This is a genomic window from Gordonia sp. ABKF26, assembly GCF_041103195.1.
In the GTDB taxonomy this organism is placed as follows: Bacteria; Actinomycetota; Actinomycetes; order Mycobacteriales; family Mycobacteriaceae; genus Gordonia; species Gordonia terrae.
Genome location: NZ_JBGCVZ010000003.1, coordinates 3,971,893 through 3,996,990, shown reverse-complemented (window position 1 = coordinate 3,996,990; position 25,098 = coordinate 3,971,893). Strand labels below are relative to the sequence as shown.

The window sequence follows — 25,098 nt, the reverse complement described above, 5'->3', positions numbered from 1 at the left end:
ATGACCAACCCCATGCGCCCGAGCCGCGAGACGCCGGGCCTGCCCACCCCGCCGAAGGGCTGGCCGATCGGTTCCTACGGAACCTACGCCGAGGCCCAACGCGCGGTGGATTTCCTCTCCGACGAGAACTTCACCGTGCAGGACGTCACCATCGTGGGCGTCGATCTCATGCAGGTCGAACGAGTCATCGGCCGGTTGACATGGGGCAAGGTGATCGGCGGCGGGCTGGTGTCCGGTGCCTGGCTCGGCTTCTTCTTCGGCTGCCTGGTGGCGCTCGTGTTCACCGGTTCGCCCATCGCGCCCATCCTCGTGGGCATCGTCGGCGGCATGGTCTTCGGTGTGATCTCCGCGACCATTCCGTACGCGGCCACGCGCGGCCAGCGTGATTTCGCCTCGACGATGCAACTCGTCGCGGGACGCTATGACGTGCTGTGCGACCCGAAAAGCGCAGAGAGGGCACGCGACATGCTCACCCGTCTGACCTTCTGAGCCGACGTCTCCCGCTCGGACACGGTGGGATCACAATCGCTCGCGGAGTGGCACGCCCATGCCGAATGTGTTGCATGTCACGAATCCTCACGTATAGCGTTGCACTTCGGACGCTCACGGCGGAGCACCTGGTGCGCCCGCCGCGTACGACATCGAGGAGGCTGCGTGCGGAGCAGGGTCAGGACTGACGGATCTACCAGACGCGTGAGACGGAAGGTCCTCGCCGCGGCGGTGGCAGCGGCGGCCATGCTGCCCGTGCTGTCCGCATGCGGCTCGGGATATGAAGCGGGCGTACTCAATTTCTATCCGCCGGCCGACGGCGCGGACACCTTCGCCGAGATCGGCGACAAGTGCTCGGCCGATTCCGGCGGGGCGTACAAGGTCGTGACGACTCCGCTGCCCAAGGGTGCCGACGATCAGCGTCTGCAGCTCGCACGGCGCCTCGCGGGCAACGACAGCGGTCTGGACCTGATGGGTATGGACGTCGTGTGGACCGCCGAATTCGCCGACGCGGGCTGGATGGTGCCGGTGCCCGACGACATGGCGGCGGAGATCTCGGCACGCACCCTGGGCGGCCCGCTCGACACCGCGGTGTGGAAGACCGACGACGACGAGCGTGAACGGCTCTACGCCATCCCGTTCTCCACCAACACCCAATTGCTGTGGTACCGGCCGGATGTCCTCGCCGAGGACGTCGACCGACGCCGCCCGGCGTCGACGTGGAACGGCATGCTCGAGGACGCGCTCGTCAGCGGACGCAACGGCGGCCCGACCTACATCATGGTGCAGGGCAGGCAATACGAGGGCCTGATGGTGTGGTTCAACTCGGTGCTCGCGAGTGCCGGCGGCCAGATCGTCGATCCGCAGGACCCCGACAAGGTCACCCTGAACGACACCCCTGAACACCGCGCCGCCACGGTGCGCGCCCTGGAGACCCTCAAGCGCGTGGCGACCGCACCGGGGGCCGATCCCTCGTTGACCAACTCCGACGAGGGCGCCGCGCGACTCGGGATGGAGAGCGGAGAGGCTCTGTATCAGGTCAACTGGCCGTTCGTCTTCGCCGGCATGCGCGAGAACGCCGTCGCCGGAAGCGTCGCCTTCCTCGACCTCACCCAGTACGCGAACCTCTACGCCGACACCGCTAACCCGCCGACGGCGGCGCAGGTCGTCCCGCTGAACCGGGAGATGCGGCGGGTCTTCGACTTCGCGCCCTACCCGGGCTTCGAGGGACTCCCCACGAAGACGACCCTGGGCGGCATCAACATCGCCGTCGCCAGCACCTCGAAGCAGCAGGATCTCGCCTTCCAGGCCGCGAAGTGCATCACCAGCGAGGCGGGGCAGAAGGCGTTCTCGTTCAGCGCCGGACCGCCGCCGGTCATCGAATCCATCTACGACGACGCCGATTTCCGGCTCGCCTACCCGATGGCCGACGAGATCAAGCGGCAGCTCGAACCCGAACACGCCGCGCTGCGCCCGAAGTCGCCCGATTACCAGGCGATCTCGACGCTGCTGCAGGCCAAGTTGAGTCCGGTCGGCGCCTGGGAGCCGGAGGCTCTCGTCGACGAACTCGCCGAAGCGGTCCAGAAGGCCATCGACGGGGAAGGGCTGATCCCGTGAGCGACAACACGACACCCGGAGACGACCGACAGGCCGGCGGCGACCAGCCGGGTCGTGATGTTTCGGGCGAGGACGCACGGTTCCGCGCCGGACGTCATGCCCTGCCGGACGACGCCCCGCCGCAGACCGGCCCGATCCCGATCGTCGGTGACACGCCGCCGGTGCAATCCGACCAGGTGTGGACCCCGCCGCCGGGCGGACGGCACGACGCCGCGCCGGTGAGCGGTCCGGCGGCCGCACCCGCTCCGGCCGCCGGTCCGGCTGCTGCCACCGCAGCCGGCACGACGGCGGTCGCCGAGCGTCCGCGAGCCGACGACGCACCGGCCGCACCGCGCAGGCGCAGCGAGGGCAAGGCCGCCGAGCGCCGACTGGCCTTCTGGCTCGTCGCGCCGGCCGCGCTCATGATGATCCTGGTCACCGGTTACCCGATCGTGTACGCGGTCTGGTTGTCGCTGAACAAGATGAGCCTCTCGGCGCCCGGCGAACGCGAGTTCGTGTGGTTCGCCAACTACGCGACCGTCCTCACCGACAACTACTGGTGGACCGCCTTCGGTGTCACGGTCGGCATCACGGTCGTCTCGGTGATCATCGAACTCGTGCTCGGCATGGCCATCGCGCTCGTGATGCACCGAACGATCTTCGGACGCGGCACGATTCGTACCGTCGTCCTCATCCCGTACGGCATCGTGACGGTGGCAGCGGCGTTCTCGTGGTACTACGCCTGGACACCCGGCACCGGATATCTCGCGAATCTGCTGCCCGACGGCAGTGCTCCCTTGACCGAGCAATGGCCCTCGCTGGCGATCATCGTCCTGGCCGAGGTCTGGAAGACGACCCCGTTCATGGCCCTGCTGCTGCTGGCCGGACTCGCGCTCGTGCCGGACGATCTGCTCAAGGCGGCCCAGGTGGACGGTGCCGGAGCGTGGACGAGGCTGTGGCGCATCATCCTCCCGCTGATGAAGCCGGCGATCCTGGTGGCGCTGCTGTTCCGCACACTCGACGCGTTCCGCGTGTTCGACAACATCTATGTCCTCACCAGCGGGTCCAACAACACCTACTCGGTGTCAATGCTGGGTTACGACAATCTGTTCGGCGCCTTCAATCTCGGCGTCGGTTCGGCGATCTCGATCCTGATCTTCATCTGCGTCGCGATCATCGCGTTCGTGTTCATCAAGGGGTTCGGCACCGCCGCACCGGGTTCCGACGACGAGGGGAGGTAAGCCGTTGAATACGAGCGGAAAGTCCAAGGCCTGGTGGTCGATCGCCAACATCCTGGTGATCCTGTACGCGCTCATCCCACTGCTGTGGATCATCAGTCTGTCGTTCAAACCGGCAGGCAGCGTGACCGACGGGCGATTCTGGCCCAGTGAGTTCACACTCGACAACTACAAGAACATCTTCGAGACGAGCGCATTCACCTCGGCGCTCATCAACTCGATCGGTGTCGGACTCATCACGACGGTCATCGCGGTGATCCTCGGGACGATGGCGGCCTATGCGGTGGCGCGCCTGGACTTCCCGGGCAAGAAGCTCCTGATCGGCGCCGCTCTGCTGATCGCGATGTTCCCCCAGATCTCGCTGGTGACCCCGTTGTTCAACATCGAGCGACGACTCGGCTTGTTCGACACCTGGCCCGGCCTGATCCTGCCCTACATCACGTTCGCGCTGCCGCTGGCGATCTACACCCTGTCCGCGTTCTTCCGCGAGATCCCGTGGGAGCTGGAGAAGGCCGCCAAGATGGACGGCGCCACGCCGTGGCAGGCCTTCCGCAAGGTCATCGCACCCCTCGCGGCCCCCGGCGTCGTGACCGCGGCGATCCTGGTGTTCATCTTCGCCTGGAACGACCTGCTCCTGGCGTTGTCCCTGACGTCGACCGAACGGGCGATCACCGCACCGGTGGCGATCGCGAACTTCACCGGCAGTTCGCAATTCGAGGAACCGACCGGGTCGATCTCGGCCGCCGCGGTGGTCATCACCATCCCCATCATCATCTTCGTGCTCTTCTTCCAACGTCGAATCGTGGCCGGCCTGACCTCCGGCGCCGTGAAGGGATAACCCATGGCAGACATCGTTCTGGACAACGTCTCCAAGCAGTATCCCGACGGCTCGACGGCCGTACACGGGGTCGACATCGAGATCGCCGACGGCGAATTCGTGATCCTGGTGGGCCCGTCGGGCTGTGGCAAGTCGACGACGCTCAACATGATCGCGGGCCTCGAGGACATCTCGGGGGGTGAACTGCGGATCGGCGGCGAGCGCGTCAACGAGCGCGCGCCGAAGGACCGCGACATCGCGATGGTGTTCCAGAGTTACGCGCTGTACCCCCACATGTCGGTCCGCGAGAACATCGCCTTCCCGCTGACCCTCGCGAAGATGCCGAAGGATCAGGTGGCCGCGAAGGTCGACGAGGCCGCGCGCATCCTCGACCTCGGGCAGTACCTCGACCGCAAGCCCGCCAACCTCTCCGGTGGTCAGCGGCAGCGCGTCGCGATGGGACGGGCGATCGTGCGGTCGCCCAAGGCGTTCCTGATGGACGAGCCACTGTCGAACCTCGATGCGAAGCTGCGCGTGCAGATGCGCACCGAGATCTCGCAGCTGCAGCAGCGTCTGGGCACCACCACGGTCTACGTGACCCACGACCAGACCGAGGCCATGACCCTCGGCGACCGCGTGGTCGTCCTGCGCGGCGGGTACGTGCAGCAGATCGGCACACCGCAAGAGCTGTACAACAATCCGACCAACGTGTTCGTGGCCGGCTTCATCGGTTCGCCCGCGATGAACTTCCTGTCCGGTCGCCTCGGCTCCGACGGCATCGAGACCGCGATCGGCACGATCTCGCTCGACGACCACCGTGCGGTGGTGTCGCGTGCCGGCGACGTCGGCAGCGGCGGGGACGTGCTGATCGGCATCCGCCCGGAGCATCTCGAGGACGCGTCGCTCGTCGATTCGACGACCCGCGGTCAGGGGGCGACGTTCACCGCGAACATCGATGTCCTCGAGTCGATGGGGTCGGACATCTACGCCTACTTCAGCGTTGGCTCGAGCCGGGCGTCGAGCGATGCCCTCGCGGAGCTGTCCGCCGACTCCGGAACGGATCTCGGCGGCAATCAGCTCATCGCACGACTGTCCCCGGACTCGAAGGTCACCCGCGGCAGTTCGGCCGAACTGTTCTACGACGCCTCGAAGATCGCGGTGTTCGATCAGAGCTCGGGAGCATCGCTGCGGGTTCGCTGAGCCGCGTCCTCCCGGCGGTGGGTCACCGCTTGCGCCGCCGGGAGTGGTCGAGCAGCTCGTCGAAGACGTGCTCGTCCCAGATGTGCCTGCGCACGAGGCGATAACGCTCGCAGGCGACCCACATGTACAGCTCGGCGTCGCTCTCGAGGTCGGGTCGGATACCCGCGCGCCGGGCCATCCGCACGACCGGCAGGAACTCCTCACCGAACCAGCGCCGGGCGGTCTCGGCGCGGCTGAGGAACTCGCCGATCTCCTGGCTCAGACGGAATCCCCAGGCCTCGACGTTCTCGGCGAGTTCGGCGTAGTCGAACGGGAAGCTGAGCCGGATGGCGTCGGCCTGGGCGCCCTCGAGCGGTACGCGCGACAAGAACAGCCGACGATGGTCCTTGAGGACCAGATCGGATGTCCCGGTGATGCCCTCGGGAGAGATGCGCGTGTGGATGAGGGTGACGTACGCGTCGATCGTGGCCCAGTTCCGCGCGATCGCGATGGACACGCGGTGATGGCCGTCGATGACGAAGTGCATGGACCCGATCCGGTAGAGCTGCACCGGTGGCACCGACTCGCCGCGTCGTTGCGCTGCGGCCAGGCGCTGCCAGCGTTCACGCCCACGCGACGAGGTGGGCCGGAAGTAACGGTCGAAGTCCTTCGTCCGGTCGACGCTGCCGACGATCGAGGACACCTCGACCACCTGGAGCCCGAGTGAGGTCTCGCCGGTTCGGCCGAGCGCGGCGACCACTTCGTCGAACGGCAGGATGGTGTTCACGTCGGCCGGCTGACGCATGAACCACTGCGCGAGACGTGCTCGTTCGGCCTGGCGCCGCAGCCGGGCGAAATCGTTCTCGGCGTCGGCGTCGGGAAAACCGGTGTCACGCGCCATATCTGCGCCTCACGATCTCGACGTCCCGGGTCACGGGATCGATGTCGAACTGACAGAACCCGACGACGTTCATCGACGTCGTCGACGACCCGATGGGCAGATCCGCCGGCCGTTCGCCGTAGGGATGGACATGCCCGTGGATCAGCAGCGCGGGCTGCAGGGACCGCACCAGGGGGTGGAAACAGTCGAAACCCCGGTGGGGGAGATCGTCCCGGTCGCCGACGCCGCGCGCCGGGCTGTGGGTGAGCAGGATGTCGGCGCCCCGTGGCGGCGACAGGGCGGCGGTGCACCGCAGGCGGAGCGAGCGCAGCCGCTGCTGGGTGTCGGTGTACTGGTTGGTGCCCCCGTTGTAGCGCCGGCTGCCGCCCAGACCGCTGATGCGGAGCCCGGCGACCGAGACGGTCCGACCATCGGCGTTGACCGCACCGCAGGGGCCGGGGTCCTCGACCGGGAGGCCTGCGCGGGTCCAGCCGGTCCGGCCGCGCCGGTACCCGCGTAGGTCGCGGTCGTGGTTGCCGGGGACGAACACGCACGGCGAGTCGCACAGCGACGACAGGATCTCGAGGTATTCGAACGGCAGGTCGCCGGCGCCGAGGATGAGGTCGGGACGGGATTCGATCCCCACGCCGAAGGTGAGGGAATCCACCACCTCGTCGGCGACCGCCAGAACCCGGACCATTGCTCCAGGCTAGAGGAGCGTCCCGGACCCGCGCGCCGGAGTCGGTAGCCTGTCGGGTGTGAGCGAAGCCGTGACAGAGGTCGTCGGACGATTCCTGGAAGACCGGCTGGGGGAGACGCCGCAGCGGGCGTCGGTGACGTTCCTGGGCGTCGAGCCGATCGACGTCCTGCGGTTCGCGGCCGCCGATACCGGTGATCGCCCCACGGTGGTCTACGTGACGTCGGGGTGTGCGCGGCATCCGATGTCCGATCCCACCGACCTGCACGCGGATCCGGTCCGCGGACCCCGTGCCGAGCTCGTCGTGCGCATGTCGTCGGGGACACCGCTGCCGGGCCTGCACAAACGGATGGCGACGCTGGCGGCCGCGCCGGCCGTCGAGGGCCTGATCATCGCCGCCGACGCACTCGTCGATCTCGGCGAACCCCTCTGGGACGGTTCCCCGTTCACCGCGGTACTGCTCGAGGCCGACGAACTCGGCATCGTCGAACTTCCCGAACCGATGGACCCGGTCACCATGCTCCGGGCCATCCCGATCACCGCCAACGAGGCCGCCTGGGTGCGGCTGAAGGGGGCCGACGCGCTGCGGGAGGCGTGGCGCGAGGCGGGTATCGACGTGACCAGGCCCGACCGGGCGTCGGCAACTCCGGCCTGAGACGTCTCGAGGAGTTCCGGCCTCCTCGCGAATCGCGGGCGAACACATCCGTTCCGAGGTTTCGGAACGTATGACAGAGGGAACGTCTGAGCATCGAGAGCACGGCTGGTCTGAGAAGGTGAGGGCGCATGGAGTCACGGGGAGCAGAGACCATCGGCACGACAGTCGGGCGGTGCCACGCGTGACCCTCACATCATCGTCGCTGCCCACGACGACCGCCCCCCGGCCCGAGCTCGATGTCTATCTGCCGCAGCAGGACACCCAGTTGCTGATCGACACCCTGCGCTCCCGCGGCGTGGCGGGAGCCCGCGTCCTCGACCTGTGCACCGGCAGCGGCGCCATCGCCATCGCGGCGGCCCGGGCGGGTGCGACCGAGGTGACCGCGGTGGACGCGTCCGCCGAGGCGGTTGCGTATGCGCGACAGGCGGCGGCCGAGGCCGGGGTGCGCATCGAGGTGGCCCACGGCGACCTCCGCCGTCATCGGGGCCGGTACGACGTCGTCACCTGTAACCCGCCGTACGTACCGACCCCGCCGGAATCCGAGGCGGCCCTGCATCCGGCCGGACCTTCGCACGCATGGGACGCCGGCCTCGACGGCCGGGCCGTCCTCGACCCGCTGTGCGCGCACGTTCCGGACCTGCTGGTGCCCGGCGGCACCTTCGTGCTCGTTCATTCGGAATTCGCCGACGAGGAGGCCTCGCTGCGTGCCCTCCGTGCCGGTGGCCTGACCGCCGAGGTGGTGGCCGAACGGGTCATCCCGTTCGGCCCGGTTCTCTCGGCGCGCGCGGGCTGGATGGAGGAGATCGGGATGCTCGAGCGCAACCGCCGCATCGAGCGACTGGTCGCGATCGTCGCGGTCGCGCCCGGCGAATCCGGTTCGGCGGGTGGGTCGGCGTGAGCGGCGACGCCAAGCGCAACGCGGTGCGGGTGATCCGCGGTGGTCCGGTGCTGGTCTCCGGACCCGTCGACATCGAACTCCCGGATGGCGCGAAGGTCGAATCGGACCGGTTCATGGTCGCCGTGTGCGCATGCGGGCGCAGCAAGACCTACCCGCTGTGTGACACCAGCCACCGCAAGAAGCGTCGCCGGACGGACTGACGCCCCGGACGAGCGGGCGTCCCCGGATCGCGGCGTCTCACCGCGCGCGGTGTCGGGTGTCAGATGCCGGGGAAGGCGCTCTCGCCGCGCTCCCAGGAGGACAGGACATGACGGTCGAGCGCGTCCTCGACGAACAAGAAGGCGCGGATCCCGAAGATCACGTCGGCCTCGGTGTCCGGTTCGCTGCGGATGAGATCACCCACGACGTCGGTGCGCAGGATCTGCTCGTGAACCGCGTCGGCCTCGACGTGTTCGCGGTAGAAACGTCGGCAGGCCTCCGGCGCATCGAGCTGCTCCAGGCCGGCGAGCAGGCGCTGGGATCCGGGGGGCGAGGTGATCTCGGTGGCCGCCAGATGGCCGACCGCGGCACCTCGGTACCGGCGATGGAGTCCGAACAGTGACATCAGGTTGACCGGCGTCAGCGCGACGCCGGGCACGGTGTCGAGGTACCCGAGGTAATCGGCGCGGAGATCCGAGGCCCGCAGCAGGTCGGCGAAGAGTTCCTGATGGACGGCGTCGCCGCGGCCACCGCCGAACTCGTCGAACTCGACCGCGACGAAGGCGGCTTTCGCGTGGCCCCGGAGACGCGGGATCGCCCACGCGTGCGGGTCGGCCTCTTTCAGGTGATAGAGCGAGCGCATCGCGAACAGCTGGCGGTACTGCTCCCACGTGCCGGCGTCGCGGAGTCGGTACGAGGCACCGTCGCCGTCGGGGTTCTCGATGCAGAGCTCGTCCATCTCGTGGTCGGCGGAGTCCTCGGCGGCCGCCGCCGGCACGTCGCGGTGCAGGGCAGCGAGGAACGACCGCTCCAGCGCCGCCCGGATCGTGAGCAGCGCGGGATGCCATTCCCACTCGGTGTCGGCATCGACGAAGCCCACGTAGTGCATCTCGTAGCAGAGGTAGAGGGCGAGCTGCAGGTCATCGCCGTACGGGTCGGCGTCGTCGACCGGCAACTCGGGGATCGACGCTGATGCGGGGTCACCCCGGAGGAGATCGATGACGGTGGCCGACAGAGGTCCGCGCGCACCCGGCAACAGCGGTCGCCGGAAGGTCGTGTCGTGCTCCGTCGAAACGTCGACCATCGGGTCAGCTGACACCTGTGCGTCCTCCTGTCGTCTCCGGGCGTCCGGCACGGCCGAGCGCGGACTCTCCCGGATAACCGATTCGGGCACGGGACAAACCTCGGCGCTGGCGAGACGGTCGTGATCGTCGTCCCAGCATAGGCCCCGCGATCGGATCAGCTGATATCCGCGCGCAGCGACTTGTCCAGCGAGACGCGGACCAGCGCGGCCGCCAGGGCCTCCGGACGTCCGTCCGCGAGGTCGGCGAGCCGTCCCGGATCGTCGGGTAGCCCGAGGTCGCGGGCCGCGGCCAGTGCGCGTGTGTCGAAATACGGTGTCGCCCACTCCCACACCGACTGGACCTCGCGCAGGAAGATGTCGGCCCCGACCGGGCCGATACCGGTGAACCCCTGGAGCAGTTCTGCCGCGCGGCCGGGGTCGGACCCGGCGTCGTCGGCGAGACGACGCAGATCACCGTGATACTCGTCGAGGACCCGCTGAGCTGCCTCGCCGAGGCGGGTGGCCGTGCTCTCGTCGTACCGGACGTAGTGGCCCCGACCCAGGGCGTCGACGAGGCTCTGCCACTCGGCTCGGGCCATCTTCTCCGGCGTGCGATAACCGGCCGCGAACAGTTCGCGTGCGGCCGCGACGGCGATGTCCGCGGAGATCCTGGTGCTGAGAAGCAGGGCGAGGACCAGCAGCTCGAACAGCGGGGATGGGGTGTTCTTCAGTGTGATGCCTGCGTCGTCGGCATAGGTACGGCCGGCCCGGTCGAGCAGGACGCGCGCCGTGTCGCGGGCGTGGTTCGTGCGGGTCATCGCGAACGACTACCCGTCGTGTCGGCTGGGCAATCCTCCGGTCGGGCGTCTGGTCACGCGGGGGTGATCACAACCAGTGACTGCGACGGAAGACCACGAACAGGCCGGCGCAGAGCGCGACCAGGCAGCCGAGTACCACGGGATAACCCCATTCCTGGTGGAGCTCGGGCATGTGGTCGAAGTTCATGCCGTAGATGCCGGCGACCATGGTGGGTACCGCCGCGATCGCGACCCAGGCCGAGATCTTGCGCATGTCGGTCGACTGCTGGATGCCGACCTTGGCGGCCGCGGCCTGCAGGAGCGAGGTCAGCAGTTCGTCGTACTCGAGAACGCGATCGATGACGGTGGTGAGATGGTCGCTGACATCCCGGAACTGCCGTCGGATCTCTTTGGGCACCAATGGGTTACCGCTCGCTGTCAAACTCTGCAGCGGTGTCGCGAGCGGTGTCACCGCGCGCCGTAGTTCGAGCACTTCGCGACGCAGGAGATAGACCGGGTCGATGTCGAGCGAGTGACCCTGTCGGCCGAAGACGACCTCCTCGATGGCCGCGACGTCGACGTCCATCCGCTCGGTGACCGCAAGGTAGCTGTCGACCACCTTGTCGGCGACAGCGTGCAGGACCGCGGTCGGGCCGAGGGCGAGGCGATCGGGATGGGTTTCCATGCGGCGGCGCAGCTCCGACAGTTCGGTGTGCTCGCCGTGCCGCACGGTCAGGACGAAATCCGGTCCGGCGAAGACCATGATCTCGCCGGTCTCGACGACCTCGCTTGCCTTGGCCATCGTCTCGTGCTCGACGTACTGCACGGTCCGCAACACCAGGAACTGGGTGTCGTCGTACACCTCGAGTTTCGGTCGTTGATGTGCGTGTACCGCGTCCTCGACCACGAGCTCGTGAAGCCCGAACGTGGCACCGACATCGGCCATCTGCGCGTCGTCGGGGGCATGGAGACCGACCCACACGAAGCCCTCGCCTGCAGCGCGCACCCGAGCAAGACCCTCGGTGTAGCTGACGCGCCCCGGCTGCCGGTGACCGTCGATGTAGACGGCGCAGTCCACGATCGCACGCGCCACCGGGACGCGGATCTGCGGGAGCGGTCGGCGGTCGCGGCGCGGTGACAACCCGCGCGGACCGGGCCGGGGGAGCGAGGGCACGGCTGCCGATCTTACCCGGGCGCCTCGTTCGATCCCCAGGCTCCGCTGCAGATACGGTGGCGGGGTGCCTGAACGTCTTGTCCGCAAACGTCTCGTCACGGTGGCCGGCCTCCTCGTCGTCCTGGCGGTGGTGCTCGCCGGCTGCGCCGACGATCCGTCGACCCCGCCGCGCGGGCTGGTGATCGGATCGTCGGACGAACCGGCGATGCGGGTGATGGCCGAGGTGTACGCGGGGGCGCTGCGCAACGCGGGCTCGGTGGTGTCCGACGACCAACTCCGCGGGGACATGCCGACGCTGCTGGACGAGATGGATCGAGCCGAACTCGATCTCTTCCCGGGCTTCACCGGGGAATTGCTGACGATGCTCTCCCCGTCGTCGTCCGCGATCGGCGCCGAAGACGTCTACCGCGACCTCAATCGCTCACTGCCGCAGGGAGTGTCGGTGGGGGACGAGACTCCGGTGTCGGCGGCCCCACAGATCTTCGTGTCGACGACCCTCGCCGGGGACGTCGGCGCCACCGGTCTCGCCGACTGTGCCCGGCTGCCCGCGGGCCTGCCGGTCGCCGCTCTCGGTCAACCGGACGCGGCCACCATGCGGGCCTTCGCCGATGCGGGGTGCGCGTTCGGTCCGGTCGAACTCGTCGCTTCCTCCGAGGACGTGCTCCGCCGCGCGGCAGGCGGCACGGCGGTCGGCCTGCTGACGCCGCTCGAGATCGCCGGGGAAGACGCCGACGGCACGTCATCGGAGGTGCAGGCGCTCCGGACGTCGCAGGGGGGCGGCGACACCGCGGACAGCCCCGGCACCCCGGCCACCGACGCCCGGCCCGCGGGCGCCGAGCAGGCCGATCAGACCGGTCCGCGGGCGGAAGTACTCGTACCGGTGTTCCGGTCCGCGGCGCTGAACCGCGACCAGGTCAAGGCGATGAACAAGGTGGCAGGTGAGATCACCACCGCCGACCTCGCCACCATGTCCGCAGAGGTCGACGGCGGGTCGGACCCACGCGAGGTCGCCCTCGCCTGGCTGGGCGAACACGGCCTGTAGACACGACAGCGCCGGGACGCCAACACGCCCCGACCGCGTGTTGGTGCCCCGGCGTCGCCGTGATTCTTCGGCCCGCTCGCTCCGCTCCCGGCGCCGCCGTGCGCCCGGCTGGTGTCAGCCGGCCTTCGACAGCGCCCAGCCGGTCAGCTTCGCCGACACCCACTGGTACTTCGACGCGACGAGGCGCACTGCGAGATCGAGGACCTTGGCGTCGGTGCCGACCAGGATGCGCGCCTTGTTCTTGCGCACGCCCTCGATGATCACGTCCGCGGCGTCCTCGCTCGTCATACGGGCGAGGTAGCGATCGAACAGTGCGGCCGTGGCCTTCTGGTCGTGGTCGCCGGACACGGTCGCGTTGCGGGCGATCGCGGTCTTGATGCCGCCGGGGTGCACACAGGACACCTGCACCGGATGCTTGGCGACGATCATCTCCTGGCGCAGCGCCTCGGTGAACCCACGCACCGCGAACTTCGCGGAGTTGTAGGCGGCCTGCCCCGGTTCGGCGAGCAATCCGAACAGCGACGACGTGTTCACGACGTGCCCGTCGCCGGAGGCGATCAGGTGCGGCAGAAACGCTTTGGTGCCGTTGACGACTCCCCAGTAGTCGACGTCCATCACCCGTTCGATGTCCTTGAACTCGGTGCGCTCGATCTCGCCGTGGTGAGCGATACCCGCGTTGTTGAACACGACGTTGACCACGCCGAAGTGCTCGGCAACGGTGTCGGCGTAGGTGAGCACGGCTTCGCGCTCGGCGACGTTGAGCAGCTGCGAGTGGACCTCTGCGCCCGCCTCCTTCACCAGCTTCTCGGTGACGGCCAGACCGTCGGGGGTGACATCGGAGATGGCCAGCCGCGCACCGCGACGTGCCAGCTTGACCGCGATGTCACGGCCCATTCCCGAACCGGCCCCGGTGATCACGACGACCTTGCCGCGAAAGTCCTTCATGTCTTGTCTCCTGTGGTGGGTTCGGTCGGTCAGGCGTTGGCGGTGGCGGGCGCGGCGACGTCCTCGCCCGCGGCGGAACCGGCCGGTGCCGCAGGTGCGACGGGGCGCCGGGCGCCGCGGGTCACATCGTAGGCGGCGACGTCGAAGGACCGGGTCGTCTGCCGGAAGGCGAAGGTGAAGCCGGGCCACAGCGTCGTGATGTTGCCATTGGCGTCCTGGTACCAGGAGGCACATCCGCCGTTCACCCACACGCTGTTGCGCAACTTGTGCTGGATGCCGGCGTTGAACTCCTGCTGAGCGGAGAGTTTCACCTCGGTCCGGGTGATCCCCTGGGCACGAGAGGTTTTCAGGTAGTCGACGAGGTAGTTGAGCTGCGACTCGATCATGTACACCATCGAGGTGTGGCCCAGTCCGGTCGACGGACCGACCATCAGCATCATGTTCGGGAAGCCGTGGACGAACGAACCCTTGTAGCCCTGCATGCCGATCTCGTTCCACACCTGCGCGAGGCTGCGGCCGTCCTTGCCGATGATCTTCTCGAACACCGGGGAGTCGGTGACGTGGAATCCGGTGGCGACGACGATCACGTCGACCTCGCGCACGGTGCCGTCCCGCGACACGATCCCGGTCGGCGTGATCCGGTCGATGCCGTCGGTCACGAGGTCGACGTTGGGTCGGGCGAGGGCCGGGTACCAGTCGTTGGAGCGCAGGATTCGCTTGCAGCCCACCTGGAACGTCGGGGTGGCCTTGCGGCGCAGTTCGGCGTCGCGGCCGATACCGCGCAGGATGTTGGCGCGGCAGAGCAACTCGACGGGCTTGAGCGCCTTGGGCGAGTAGGTGAGGCCGAATGCGACGACCTCGTTGGCGGCGTAGATCCCGCCGCGGACCGCGGACTGGTAACCCGGGACGTTCTTGTAGGCCCAGTGTTCGACCGAGCTGTACGCCCGCTCGGTGCGCGGGACGATCCACGGTGCGGTGCGCTGGTAGACGTCCAGCCGGCCGGCGACCTTGGCGACCTCGGGGACCAGCTGGATGGCCGATGCGCCGGTGCCGATCACCGCGACGCGCTGGCCGCCGAAGTCGTGGTCGTTGTCCCAGCGGGCGGAGTGCACGATCTTGCCCTCGAAGGACTCGATGCCCTCGATGTCCGGGAGGTTGGGCTCACACAGCGGGCCGACACCGCCGACGAGGACCCGCGCACGCACCTGGTCGGTCTTCCCGTCCTGCAGCGTGTCGATGATCCACCGGCCCTCGTCCTCGTTCCACTCGGTCCGGGTCACCTCGGTGCCGAAGCGGGCCTTGGCGGCGATGCCGAACCTGTCGGCGACCCCGTTGATGTAGTCGTGGATCTCGGGCTGGTGCGAGTACGACCGCGACCAGGTGGGGTTCTTCGCGAACGAGAAGGAGTAGAGCTGCGAGGGCACGTCGCACGCAGCGCCGGGGTAGGTGTTGTCACGCCAGGTCCCGCCGAAGTCGCGGCCGCGATCGAGGAGGACGAAGTCGTCGAAGCCGTTCTGCTTGAGGCGGACCGCGGCGCCCAGACCCGAGAAGCCGGCACCGATGATGGCGATCTCTACATCGTTCGTTGTCATGGTGTCACCATAGGGTGGTACTGAACACGTGTCAATAGCTATTGAACAAGACTCAATAGGAGTAGTCTGGTCCGGTGGCAACAGGACGAGGAAGTGCACAGTGTCGGTGATCAACGACAAGTCGATCGACGCACAGGGCGGTGACCGGCGCACCCCGCACAAGCGCACGCGGATGAGCCCCGAGGCGCGACGCGACCAGCTGATCGAGTACGGCCTCGCCATGGTCGGGGACCGGCCGCTCGAGGAGATCACCATCGACGCGATCGCCGACGCCGCCGGGGTGTCCCGGGCGCTGCTGTTCCACTACTTCGCCTCGAAGCAGGAGTTCCACGTCGCGATCGCGCAGGCGCAGGCGGACCGGATGCTCGCCCGCACCGAGCCCGATGCGTCCCTGGGCGATCCGATAGCGATCCTCTCGGCCTCGATGGCCGCGTTCGTCGACTACGTGAGCGAGAACCGCACCGCCTACACCGCGTTGATCCGTGGTGCCTCCAGCTCCGACGCGGCGATGCGGGAGGTCTTCGACCGGACCCGAGAGGTGATGGTCGCCCGGGTGCTCGACCACGCGCCGGTTTTCGGGGTCGAGGTGACCCCGGTCGTGGTGATGAGCGTGCACGGCTGGATCGCCTTCGTCGAGGAGACGACGATCCGCTGGCTCACCGCCGAGACGCCCGATGCCGGGACGATCACCCGGGACGAACTGCTCGCCCTGATCACCGCCGCGCTGCCGGCCCTCGCGGCGGCGACCATCGGGTAGGGGTTCAGAGGCCGACGACCCGCGCGGTGTCGGACCCGCCGCCGGGTTCGGCGCCGTCGGCGTCCGCGAGGTCGACGCCGGTGCGCAAGGTCCGGATCAGTTCGTCGGTGAACGCGCGGATGGTGCGGTGGGCGGTCAGCGTGTCGGGGTGCCGGGCGCGCAGCGCCAGCCCGTCGCCGGTGCGCGAGATCCAGAACTGCGCATCGTCGGCGGTGGTCGCGTTCGAGATGTGGTGGGCGTCGATGACCCGATGGCGGTCCGCGCCGGGGAGCAGCCGGTAGTCGACGTAGGACACCATGAAGATGTCCGACCGGGTGCGGCGCAGTCCGCCCATCGCCTCGATGACCTGCGGAACGGGTACTTCGCCGAGCGTCACGGCCCGGCGCAGCTCGGGCCCGGTGCGCCGGATCGTCTCGATCAGGTCACCGGTGCTCACGACCCGTAGTGGCGCATTGGTGGTGAACCACCCGATGGCAGTGCGCCACTTCTCTTCCCGACGTGTGTGCATCGGGAACAGCAGCGGCAGTTCGGGTCCGCCGCCGCAGCGTCGTACCGCGTCGGCCATCGCGGCCAGGGTTCCGCCGAACACGCTGGCGCCGTTGCGTCGGCACAGCTCGGCGAACAGCTCCGTCGCCGCCGGCCCGAGCAGCGTGCGCACCTCGGTGGCCTGTGCCGCGACGGCGCCGGGTTCGACCCCGAGGTCCAGGGGAAAGGTGGGCAGGGCGCCGTCCCGGTCGTCGAAGAAGCGGAGCCAGGCGCGCATCCGGGGATCGGTCGGTGCGACCGTGGACGCCTGTGACTCGGCGGCGCAGAAGTCGACGAAGCTCCCGCTCATCGCGGTCTCCGCGGGATCGAAAGATGCTCCGTGGCAGCGATATCCCTCATACAGGCGATGCAGGTCGTCGATCACGATGGAGATCGAGTAGGCATCCACGTGGCAGTGGTCGAAGCCGCAGATGATCGTCGACGCGTCGGCGCGGTCGATCGCGGCGAACAGGTACGCGGGATGGCCGAAGGGGTGACACGCACGATCGAGCGTGTCGCGAAGCCGTTCGCGCAGAACGGTGTCGGAGGTCGTGTGGATCACGGTGTCGGCGCGGAGTACGAGGTCGTCCGGGTCGTGGGAATGCCGCCGGACCCCCTCCGGACCGGCCGAGAACGACGACCGCAGGGTGCCGTGTCGCGCGACGAGAGCGTGGTAGGCGGACCCGAGCGCCGCGCGGTCCACCCGGCCGCGGACGGTGAACGCGGCGGCCAGCCAGGTGCTCGACTCACCGGCCGAGGCCAGGTGCACGGTCTGGTTGAACGACGGTGGGACATCGGAGATCTCGGACCGGGCGGTCGAGGTGTCCACGGACCAGGACAACAACTCGCCCGCAGGCGGGCAGTAGCGATCGATGGTGGTGACGTGCACTCGTCCTCACGCTCCTCTGCGCAGGGCCGCGGCCGCGGCCGGGTCGGATGGCCCTGATGTCGCCGCCGGCCCACGGATCTGCCGGTCGCCGGCGCGCGCGATGTCGGCGATGACCGCGCGCAGATGGTCGTAGTAGGGGCGCGCCACGGACTCCGCGAACGGGGTGCCCGGGATCTGGCTGCCCAGGTAGAGCTCGTCATGGTCGCGGTTGATCCACGCCGACGCGTTGGCCGTCCGGCCCTCCCCGGTGAACAGCGCACCGCGCCGGAAGGCCTCCCGCGACGCACCGGGGAACCATCGGAAATCGATGTAGGAGAGCAGGTTCGGGGCGGTGATGATCGCATCCGGGGTGGCGCCCGCGGCGGCGATGGCGGCGAGCGCGGCCGCCACCGGCACCGTCGCGAGGTCGCGCGCGTGCCTGCGGGCCGTGTGGGCCGCCGGGATCAGCTCGGCGAAGGTCGACGCTCCGGCCAGGGCGAACGCCACCGGCGCGAAGGTGCAGAACCACCCCTGCGACGTGGCATACCCGTCGAGAGCGGCGCGGGTGTTGAACACCGTCATGCCGTAGTACTCGTCGGCGCCGGCCAGCTCTCGGTCGGTGATCGCGATGGCCGCGTAGATGCCGTCGATGAAACGGCCGCCCGCTGCTCGGCACGCGGCGTCGAAGGCGGTGATCCCGGCGCCGTCGAGGAGCGAGACCTCGACACCGGTCACCTGTGCGGTGTCGCCCGGAGCCAGGCCCAGGTCGAGGGGGAACCGCGGCATCTGCAGGTCGTGCCTGCGGAAGATGTCCTGCCAGGCCCGGGTCTGGGGGGAACCCGCCAGATGCTGCGCGGTCGACTCCGCCTCGGCCGCGGCGTAGGTGAAGTAACCCCCGGCGGCCGGAGCAGGCTCGGCGGGCACCGCATGATCGGGCTCGTCGCCTCCGACCAGTTCCGCATAGATCTGCGCGATCTCGTCGAGCGCCAGGGCCTGTGACGCGCCGTCGGAGAGGGCGTGATCGCACGCCAGGAAGAGGGCGAAACCGCCGGGCCGGCTGATGGCTCCGAAGGCGAATCCGGGAAAGGCGTCGCTGGAGGTCTCGCGGTCGAACCGGTCGATGAGGTACGGGTGCACATCGTCGGCCGTCTCCAGTCGGCGGTCGACCTGCCCCTCGAATTCGACGGCGGCGGGATCGACGAGGTGGGCGGTGACGTCCCCGTCGTGGCATTCGAACCAGGTGCGCAGCACCTCGTGACGCTGTACGAAGCGAGTCAGGGCGGTGCCCAGTGCCGCGGTGTCGAGGTCGCCGTCGATCTCGGTGCCCGATCCCAGGTATCCGCGATGCGTGCGCCCCGCGGCCCGGGCGACCGCTGCACCGCGCACGTGGTTCTCGGCCAGGAAGGTGACGGGTGTCGCGTGGACGACCGCGCTCGCGGCGGCTTCGCGGCAGACCTCGGTCGGATCGAAGCGCACGGCTGTTCCCGGTTGCGGCCGCCAGTTGCCCATCGCCGTGATTCTCATCGGGTTTCCTCCTCGATCATGCGGGTCGGGCGTCGTCCATCGCGGCGGGGCCGGCGAAGGGCGCGCAGGTGTAGGAGGACAGGGGCAGGGCGGTGCCCTCGGTCGCGAGCGCCTGCAGGATCGACGAGTAGGTCGTGATGAGGTCACGGATGCTCGCGTCCGCCGGATCGTGGCCGGGGTGTCGTGCGGACACCGTGATCCCGCCGGGCACCCGTGCGATCCAGAGGTAGACCTCCCGGTCCGATCGCGACCCGCCGCGCAGGATCTGCGCCCTGGCCGCATCCCACTCGTCCGCCCCGGCGACGTGACGGATGTCCAGATACGACACGACGAACTCCGGTTCTCCTCCGACGCCCAGCAATTCGACGACGCGCTGGTAGGGGAACGACGGCAGGTGCCGGACCGCGTCGATCGCGGACGCCGTGGCGGCCAGGGCGTCGTCGAAGGTGCCCGCGCCGGAGAGGTCGATCTCGAGCGGAGCCAGCCCGACATACCAGCCCACCGATCCCGCGTACCGGGCCTCCGATCGTGTGTGCATCGGCATGGTCAGTCGTAGCGTGTCGCGGCCGGTGAGGGTGCGCAGGGCGACCGCGAGGGCGGCGAACACGGCCGTCTGCGTTCCGTGTCCGCCTGCTCGGGCCGCGGAGCTCACGAAAGTCGCCAGGCGGTCGGTTGCCACGTATTCGGAGATTCCGCGCTGCCGCGGTGTGCGCGCCAGGTCCCGCGTCTGCAGGTGTGGGCGGACCAGCGGGAGGCCGATTCCCGGGGCGTTCGCGGAGTCGTCCAGGAATGTGCGCCATCGCGTGACGGCCGGATGCTCGGCGGTCATGCCGAGCCCCACCGCCCGGTCGTGGACGCTGAAGTCGAGATGACTTCCGACAGCGGTCATCTCGGTAAAGGTGCCCATCCGGGACGAGGTGTACAGGCGACGGATTTCGGTCATGCTCAACAGGATCGAGTACGCATCCATGATCACGTGGTCGGCGGCGAAGGCGACGGTGACGCCGCGCGACGACTCGATGGTGGCCACGAGGCAGTGCGGCCAGCGTGTCGGCGCGAGTCCGGCGTCGAAGGTCTCGATGAGGAACTCGCGGACATCGTCCCCCGAGTCGAAGTCACCGGCGACCTCGGCATCGACGCCGAGATGGGCGCCGCGGTAGGTGCGACGCGCATCGGCGCTCGTCGGGTCGGACGTCGAGTGAAGCGCTTCGTGGCGCGTGAGCCACCGGCGCAGGCAGGTGTCGAAGCGTTCGACGTCCAGATCGTTCTCGATCTCGAAAATCGCTCCCAGCCAGGAGTGTTCGTCCGAGGCGCCGTTGGCCGATCGCTGTATCGACGCCGACTGATCGTAGGTGAACGGGCGTGGATCCGGTTGCCAGCCCGAGGGATCCGTATGTGTGGTCGGCGTCCAGATCGTCACCGTCCCGGCAGGTACGGGGTAGTCGGACAGCTCGGTGAACTTCATGCGCGGTGGTCCATTGCGTCGGTCATCCGTTCCCGGGCCGCGACACCATGCCATGCCGTTCTCGGCATGGCCCCCCGGCCCATGAGTTCTGATCTGTGACAACAGGAATCGCGCATACCACGATGCATGCGCGCGGCCCCGGACGACGCCTTCCGGAGGAACTCTCCGGGACCGAGCGCCGTGTCGACACCGCCTGTGTCTGTAGCGAGCCTAAGTGCATGCGACGGGCGCGTGCAGTGGCACGGGCGCGTGACGTTCATCACCGAGGGGGAGTGTCGGCGTCGACGAGCCGGGCCGAAGAATCAGGGAAGTTGATTGTGTGGCTGCATGTTTCGCTGAACGACCATTGCTCCATGAGGTCGGCGCCGAGTCTGATTGCGTTCATGTAAAGAACTGATGACAAGCCGCCGCCGCGCTCGGGTCGCTGCACCCCGGAATGCGTAGTCAGACGGCATGTCGACGAAAAACGTTGTCGGGCAGCGCCGGATATCGTGATCGGTGCCGTTGCGGCACCCGGAACGCTCACCTACCGTGGGGCCGAAGTCGACCACACGCATCGGGGGTGCCATGTCCACGACCGTCCCGGCCATCGAGGCCCGCGGTCTGACCAAGGAATTCGGCGGCGCACGGGCCGTCGACGCGGTCGATCTCGTTGTACCCGCCGGCGGCGTCTTCGCGCTGCTGGGAACCAACGGCGCGGGTAAGACCACCACCGTGCGCATGCTGGCGACGCTGCTGCGCCCGGACTCCGGCGACGCCCGCATCTTCGGGCACGATGTCGTCGCGGAGGCGACGGCGGTCCGGTCGCTCATCGGGGTCACCGGCCAATACGCCTCCGTCGACGAGGATCTCACCGCCCGCGAGAACCTGATGATCTTCGGCCGACTGATCGGCTCGTCGCGCCGCCGGGCACGCATCCGGGCCGACGAACTGCTGGACGAGTTCGGTCTCGGCACGGTCGCGACCCGGCGCGTGGGGCACTTCTCCGGCGGTATGCGCCGTCGCCTCGACCTCGCGGCGTCGCTGATCACACGTCCGCGCCTGCTCTTCCTCGACGAGCCCACCACCGGGCTCGACCCCCGCACGCGGGCACAGATGTGGCAGACGGTGCGCGACATGGTGGCGCGCGGATCGACCGTCCTGCTCACCACCCAATATCTCGACGAGGCCGATGAACTCGCCGATCACATCGCGGTCATGGACCGTGGCCGGGTGGTCGCCGACGGGACGGCGGACGACCTGAAGGCCGGCGTCGGCGACATGAGTGTGCGACTCGAGCTCGCCGACGCCGACGATCTGACGGCGGCGGCCCAGGTGTGCGCGCCGTTCACCTCGAGCGGGGAGCCGACGATCGCTCGCCGCGAGGGGGTCCTCGTGCTGCCGATGGCCGACATCGACCCGCTCGCCGACATCCTCGGTGCTCTCCGCGCCCGTGGGCTCGCACTCACGTCGGTCAACGTGGTCCGGCCGACCCTCGACGAGGTGTTCTTCGCGCTGACCGACGGAGGCGACCCCACCCGAACCGCACCGGCTGCAGCGGAGATCGATTCGACGGGAGTGCGGGCATGAGCACCGGTTCGCTGCACACGAACTCGCTTGCCGCCGAGCCCGCGCCCGAGCCCCCCGACCGGGTCCGGCCGACCGCGGCGGTGATGCAGTCCCTCACGATGACGCACCGGGGTCTGCTGAAGATCAAACACAATCCGCAGCAGCTGTTCGACGTCATCGTCCTGCCCATCGTGTTCACGGTCATGTTCTCTTCGATCTTCGGCGGGGCGATCGCCGGGAACGTCGTGGGATATCTCCCGCTGCTGATCCCCGGGGTACTGGTCCAGGTGTGTGTCGCGGCGTCGGTGGTCACCGGCGTCCAGTTGCGCGAGGACCTCGATCGCGGGGTCTTCGACCGGTTCAAGTCGCTGCCGATCGCGCGCATCGCACCACTGGCCGGCGCGCTGATGGCGAACACCCTGCGCTACGTGGTCGCCTCGGCCATCACGGTGTGCGTCGGGGTGATCATGGGATACCGGCCGGCGAGCCCTGTGGGTGTCGCGGTCGCGTGCGTCCTGATCGTGGTGGTGGCTTTCTCGTTGAGCTGGATCTTCGCGCTTCTCGGCGTGCTGCTCGACAAGGCGTCGACCGTCCAGGGTGTCTCGATGCTCGTGCTGATGCCGATCACCTTCGTCTCCAACGCGCTCGTCCCGGTCGACACCATGCCCGGGTGGATGCAGGCCTGTGCGTCGGCGAACCCGGTCTCACATCTCGTGACGGCGGCGCGCGGACTGGCCGCCGGCGAGAACGTGGGGACCGACATCGTCTACACGCTTCTCGGCGCGGCGGCTGTCCTCGCCGTGGTGGTGCCGGTGACCCTGCGGACCTACATGCGGCGGACCTGAGTGTCCGCGCCGATGACCGATCGATCAGCGCGAGGAGCAGACACCATGAGCACGCCGATCACCTTCTCGGTGGTGGTACCGGTCTACAACGAGGAGGACACGATCGGCGAGTGTCTCGCCCGGTTGGCGGCACAGTCCGACCGGATCACCGAGATCGTGGTGGTGGACAACAATTCGACCGACGGCAGCCGTGCGGTGATCGACGCCTGGCGTTCGACTCACCCGTGGATCCGCGTGATCGACGAGGCCCGACAGGGGCTGGTGTACGCGCGGAACTCCGGACTCGATGCCGCGACGGGAGATCTCGTCGCCCGCATCGACGCCGACACCCGGGTGCCTCCGGACTGGGCGAGCACGATCGTGGAGTTCTTCGCCGCCGACGTCGGGGAGGACTGGGCGGCACTGTGCGGGCGAGGGGAGGCCTACGACGTGCCCCTGGCCGGACGATTCGACCGGTGGAAGACCCGCCTGCACCCGCTGAACCGGTTGCGGCGCGAGAAGCCCGTGACCGAAGTGCCGGTGCTCTACGGCTCGAACATGGTGCTGCGGCGCACGACCTGGGCGGCGATCCGGGACCGGGTCAGCATGCGCCGGAACATCTTCGAAGACGTGGACATGGGGCTCTGCGTGGGTGACGCGGGCGGGCGCAACGCCTTTCTCCGCTCGCTGACCGTCGGGGTGTCGCCGCGTCGGATGGAGACCGGCATGGTGCCGTTCGTCCACTACATGAGCTTCCTCCCGCGAACGTTCCTGCTGCATCGGCGCTTCGGGCTGGCAGCCGGCGCGGCGGCGGTCTATGTGCCCGCGATCGCGGTCGCGCACGCGATGCGTCTCGTCGTGCTGCGGTCCTATGACTCCCGGACGGGTCGGATCGATCCGCGAAACCTGCTGCGGGGCGGTGGTTCCGATCGTGTCCTGCCGTGATCGCGGGAGTCCGCCCGCCCCGGGATCAGCCGGCGCGCCGACGCGTGGCCGGCGTCGAGACCGTCTGTTCGACGATGTCGGCCGCCGACCGTATGGCCTCGGCAGGGGGTATGAGCCGGTCGCGGAGATGGTCGGATCGCCCACGCGTGTCCGCGTCCAGGATTCGGTCGAGTGTCCGAGTCAGCGACTCCGCGGTCACTCGCGCCATCGGCAACGTGGCGCCCACCCGCGCGCTGCTCAGGGCCCGTCCCCAGATCGGCTGATCGGCTCCGACCCAGGTGACCAGGGTGGGCAGTCCGGCGCGCAGGCCCGCCGCCACCGACCCGGCGCCGCCGTGATGGACCGCGGCACGGCACCGCGGCAGTACGGCGTCGTGATCGACGTGCCCGACCACGCGCACGGCGTCCCCGGATGTCGATGCGTCCGAGACGGATTCGCTCGACATGAAACCGCTCCAACCGCCCGACACCAGCAACCTGATCCCGAGCCGCCGCGCCGCGGTTCGGAATGCGTCGGCCAGGCCGTCGGGGTCGGCCGGCAACATGCTGCCGAAGCCGACGTACACCGGGGCGTCGCCGGCGTCGAGCCAGTCGGCGAGGCTTCCCGGTCCCGACTCGTCATCGAGTCCGGCATCACCCACCCCGGCTCGTTGCGGTGCGGCGAGAGTGAAGAATCCGACCAGCGGCCGACGCCGGCCCCACTGCGTCGTGAGGCTCTCGAAGAGGGCCGGATCATAGGCCTGGATCTCGGGAACCCCGGTGCGGGAGATGAGTTCGGCGTAGGGGCGGGTCAGGGGGGACAACCCCAGGTCGGATCGCAGGGTGTTCTCGGCCGAGCGGGTGGCGAGCCAGAGGGCTCGCTCGGCGACCCGCCAGCTCAGGTCATTGATCGCCGCCGGCGCATCGATGCCGAGGTGGGCGAGCAGGGACACCGAGCCGTTGCGTCGAATGGGGCAGTAGTGCAGCGGGATGTGGGGGATCCCGAGGACCGCCGAGACATTGTGGGCGCGTTCCTGACCCGCGCTGCTCGCGACGAGCGCATCCGCCCCGTCGGCGAGTTCGAGCAGGCGTTGCTGCATCACTCGGCCGCCGCGCACCGACATGGCCGACACCGCGCGCAACCGGGTGCGCGGGTTCTTGGACCGCATGTCCTCGCGTACCAGATCCGAGGCCAGCAGGTCGCGCGTGCTCGCACCGTAGGCCTCGGTGGGAATGCCTGCGCCGCTGCCGAATCCGACCAGATCGGGTGGCGCGGCGAGGGTCACCCCGTGGCCGCGTCCCAGGAGTTCGGCGGCGAGGGCGACGGCCGGCTGGACATCGCCGCGGCTGCCGTTGACCGCGATCACGAACCTCAACGTCGAACCCCTCGCGTGTCGGTGTGGT

24 protein-coding genes are annotated in these 25,098 nt (G+C 68.9%); 13 read left to right on the top strand and 11 right to left on the bottom strand.

Going from position 1 to position 25,098, the window contains the following annotated elements:
- From AB4Z55_RS18460 to AB4Z55_RS18440, 5 genes are all read left to right on the top strand, one after another.
- Entirely contained in the window at positions 1–489 is a 489-nt protein-coding gene (locus AB4Z55_RS18460) for a general stress protein (RefSeq protein WP_064571539.1), read from the top strand.
- A 204-nt stretch (positions 490–693) separates the two neighbouring features.
- Positions 694–2,106 carry an extracellular solute-binding protein gene (locus AB4Z55_RS18455; protein ID WP_369520254.1) on the top strand — a complete coding sequence of 471 codons (1,413 nt, stop codon included), beginning with the start codon at positions 694–696 and terminating at the stop codon, positions 2,104–2,106.
- The gene (locus AB4Z55_RS18450) at positions 2,103–3,326 is read left to right on the top strand and encodes a carbohydrate ABC transporter permease (RefSeq protein ID WP_369520253.1); all 1,224 of its coding nucleotides are present in this window, start codon (positions 2,103–2,105) and stop codon (positions 3,324–3,326) included. The genes AB4Z55_RS18455 and AB4Z55_RS18450 overlap by 4 nt, the downstream gene beginning before the upstream one ends.
- Positions 3,327–3,330: 4 nt before the next feature.
- Positions 3,331–4,161, top strand: a complete 831-nt coding sequence (locus AB4Z55_RS18445) for a carbohydrate ABC transporter permease (RefSeq protein WP_004020325.1) — start codon at positions 3,331–3,333, stop codon at positions 4,159–4,161.
- Between the two features lie 3 nt (positions 4,162–4,164).
- Positions 4,165–5,340 carry an ABC transporter ATP-binding protein gene (locus tag AB4Z55_RS18440; protein WP_004020327.1) on the top strand — a complete coding sequence of 392 codons (1,176 nt, stop codon included), beginning with the start codon at positions 4,165–4,167 and terminating at the stop codon, positions 5,338–5,340.
- 22 nt (positions 5,341–5,362) lie between these two features.
- Here AB4Z55_RS18440 and AB4Z55_RS18435 read toward each other — a convergent pair whose 3' ends face one another.
- The gene (locus AB4Z55_RS18435; protein ID WP_064571538.1) at positions 5,363–6,220 is read right to left on the bottom strand and encodes a hypothetical protein; all 858 of its coding nucleotides are present in this window, start codon (positions 6,218–6,220) and stop codon (positions 5,363–5,365) included.
- Entirely contained in the window at positions 6,210–6,899 is a 690-nt protein-coding gene (locus AB4Z55_RS18430) for a metallophosphoesterase (protein ID WP_004020329.1), read from the bottom strand. The genes AB4Z55_RS18435 and AB4Z55_RS18430 overlap by 11 nt, the downstream gene beginning before the upstream one ends.
- Positions 6,900–6,957: 58 nt before the next feature.
- Here AB4Z55_RS18430 and AB4Z55_RS18425 point away from each other — a divergent pair, with 58 nt between their 5' ends.
- The 3 genes from AB4Z55_RS18425 (at position 6,958) to AB4Z55_RS18415 (ending at position 8,649) form a co-directional block, all read left to right on the top strand.
- Positions 6,958–7,551 carry a suppressor of fused domain protein gene (locus AB4Z55_RS18425; RefSeq protein WP_004020330.1) on the top strand — a complete coding sequence of 198 codons (594 nt, stop codon included), beginning with the start codon at positions 6,958–6,960 and terminating at the stop codon, positions 7,549–7,551.
- A 181-nt stretch (positions 7,552–7,732) separates the two neighbouring features.
- A complete protein-coding gene (locus tag AB4Z55_RS18420; RefSeq protein ID WP_248645172.1) occupies positions 7,733–8,449 on the top strand; it encodes a HemK2/MTQ2 family protein methyltransferase in 717 nt (238 codons plus the stop codon).
- Positions 8,446–8,649: a CDGSH iron-sulfur domain-containing protein gene (locus AB4Z55_RS18415; RefSeq protein WP_004020332.1), complete on the top strand. Its 204-nt coding sequence runs from the start codon at positions 8,446–8,448 to the stop codon at positions 8,647–8,649. Before AB4Z55_RS18420 ends, AB4Z55_RS18415 begins: the two co-directional genes overlap by 4 nt.
- A 59-nt stretch (positions 8,650–8,708) precedes the next feature.
- Here AB4Z55_RS18415 and AB4Z55_RS18410 read toward each other — a convergent pair whose 3' ends face one another.
- The 3 genes from AB4Z55_RS18410 to AB4Z55_RS18400 form a co-directional block, all read right to left on the bottom strand.
- Positions 8,709–9,731, bottom strand: a complete 1,023-nt coding sequence (locus tag AB4Z55_RS18410) for an iron-containing redox enzyme family protein (protein WP_369521032.1) — start codon at positions 9,729–9,731, stop codon at positions 8,709–8,711.
- Between the two features lie 155 nt (positions 9,732–9,886).
- Positions 9,887–10,528 carry an endonuclease gene (locus AB4Z55_RS18405; protein WP_248645173.1) on the bottom strand — a complete coding sequence of 214 codons (642 nt, stop codon included), beginning with the start codon at positions 10,526–10,528 and terminating at the stop codon, positions 9,887–9,889.
- Positions 10,529–10,595: 67 nt separating this feature from the next.
- Positions 10,596–11,681, bottom strand: coding sequence for a magnesium and cobalt transport protein CorA (locus AB4Z55_RS18400; RefSeq protein WP_248645174.1), 1,086 nt, complete (start codon positions 11,679–11,681; stop codon positions 10,596–10,598).
- Positions 11,682–11,745: 64 nt separating this feature from the next.
- Here AB4Z55_RS18400 and AB4Z55_RS18395 point away from each other — a divergent pair, with 64 nt between their 5' ends.
- On the top strand, positions 11,746–12,723 hold the full coding sequence (locus AB4Z55_RS18395; protein ID WP_369520252.1) for a glycine/betaine ABC transporter substrate-binding protein: 978 nt from the start codon (positions 11,746–11,748) through the stop codon (positions 12,721–12,723).
- A gap of 114 nt (positions 12,724–12,837) precedes the next feature.
- On the opposite strand, the gene AB4Z55_RS18390 is transcribed toward AB4Z55_RS18395, so the two are convergent.
- Both AB4Z55_RS18390 and AB4Z55_RS18385 read right to left on the bottom strand, forming a co-directional pair.
- On the bottom strand, positions 12,838–13,668 hold the full coding sequence (locus AB4Z55_RS18390; RefSeq protein ID WP_101819014.1) for an SDR family oxidoreductase: 831 nt from the start codon (positions 13,666–13,668) through the stop codon (positions 12,838–12,840).
- A 29-nt stretch (positions 13,669–13,697) separates the two neighbouring features.
- The gene (locus tag AB4Z55_RS18385; RefSeq protein WP_354560283.1) at positions 13,698–15,260 is read right to left on the bottom strand and encodes an NAD(P)/FAD-dependent oxidoreductase; all 1,563 of its coding nucleotides are present in this window, start codon (positions 15,258–15,260) and stop codon (positions 13,698–13,700) included.
- A 172-nt stretch (positions 15,261–15,432) separates the two neighbouring features.
- On the opposite strand from AB4Z55_RS18385, the gene AB4Z55_RS18380 reads away from it, so the two are divergent.
- Positions 15,433–16,017, top strand: a complete 585-nt coding sequence (locus tag AB4Z55_RS18380) for a TetR/AcrR family transcriptional regulator (protein ID WP_231896026.1) — start codon at positions 15,433–15,435, stop codon at positions 16,015–16,017.
- A gap of 4 nt (positions 16,018–16,021) precedes the next feature.
- On the opposite strand, the gene AB4Z55_RS18375 is transcribed toward AB4Z55_RS18380, so the two are convergent.
- The 3 genes from AB4Z55_RS18375 to AB4Z55_RS18365 are packed head-to-tail and all read right to left on the bottom strand — an operon-like array spanning position 16,022 to position 20,399.
- On the bottom strand, positions 16,022–17,431 hold the full coding sequence (locus tag AB4Z55_RS18375; RefSeq protein ID WP_369520251.1) for a condensation domain-containing protein: 1,410 nt from the start codon (positions 17,429–17,431) through the stop codon (positions 16,022–16,024).
- Between the two features lie 6 nt (positions 17,432–17,437).
- Positions 17,438–18,934 carry a condensation domain-containing protein gene (locus AB4Z55_RS18370; RefSeq protein WP_354560286.1) on the bottom strand — a complete coding sequence of 499 codons (1,497 nt, stop codon included), beginning with the start codon at positions 18,932–18,934 and terminating at the stop codon, positions 17,438–17,440.
- 16 nt (positions 18,935–18,950) lie between these two features.
- A complete protein-coding gene (locus AB4Z55_RS18365) occupies positions 18,951–20,399 on the bottom strand; it encodes a condensation domain-containing protein (RefSeq protein ID WP_354560288.1) in 1,449 nt (482 codons plus the stop codon).
- Positions 20,400–20,966: 567 nt separating this feature from the next.
- On the opposite strand from AB4Z55_RS18365, the gene AB4Z55_RS18360 reads away from it, so the two are divergent.
- From AB4Z55_RS18360 to AB4Z55_RS18350, 3 genes are read left to right on the top strand one after another with little or no spacing between them, the layout of a single operon-like run.
- Complete coding sequence (locus tag AB4Z55_RS18360) at positions 20,967–21,968, top strand: daunorubicin resistance protein DrrA family ABC transporter ATP-binding protein (RefSeq protein WP_004021151.1); 1,002 nt, start codon at positions 20,967–20,969, stop codon at positions 21,966–21,968.
- Positions 21,965–22,792 (top strand): ABC transporter permease, encoded by an 828-nt coding sequence (locus AB4Z55_RS18355; RefSeq protein WP_004021150.1) that lies wholly within the window; start codon positions 21,965–21,967, stop codon positions 22,790–22,792. Before AB4Z55_RS18360 ends, AB4Z55_RS18355 begins: the two co-directional genes overlap by 4 nt.
- A gap of 45 nt (positions 22,793–22,837) precedes the next feature.
- Entirely contained in the window at positions 22,838–23,716 is an 879-nt protein-coding gene (locus AB4Z55_RS18350; protein WP_354560290.1) for a glycosyltransferase family 2 protein, read from the top strand.
- A 25-nt stretch (positions 23,717–23,741) separates the two neighbouring features.
- Here AB4Z55_RS18350 and AB4Z55_RS18345 read toward each other — a convergent pair whose 3' ends face one another.
- Positions 23,742–25,061, bottom strand: coding sequence for a glycosyltransferase (locus AB4Z55_RS18345; RefSeq protein WP_354560343.1), 1,320 nt, complete (start codon positions 25,059–25,061; stop codon positions 23,742–23,744).
- Positions 25,062–25,098 lie beyond the last annotated feature (37 nt).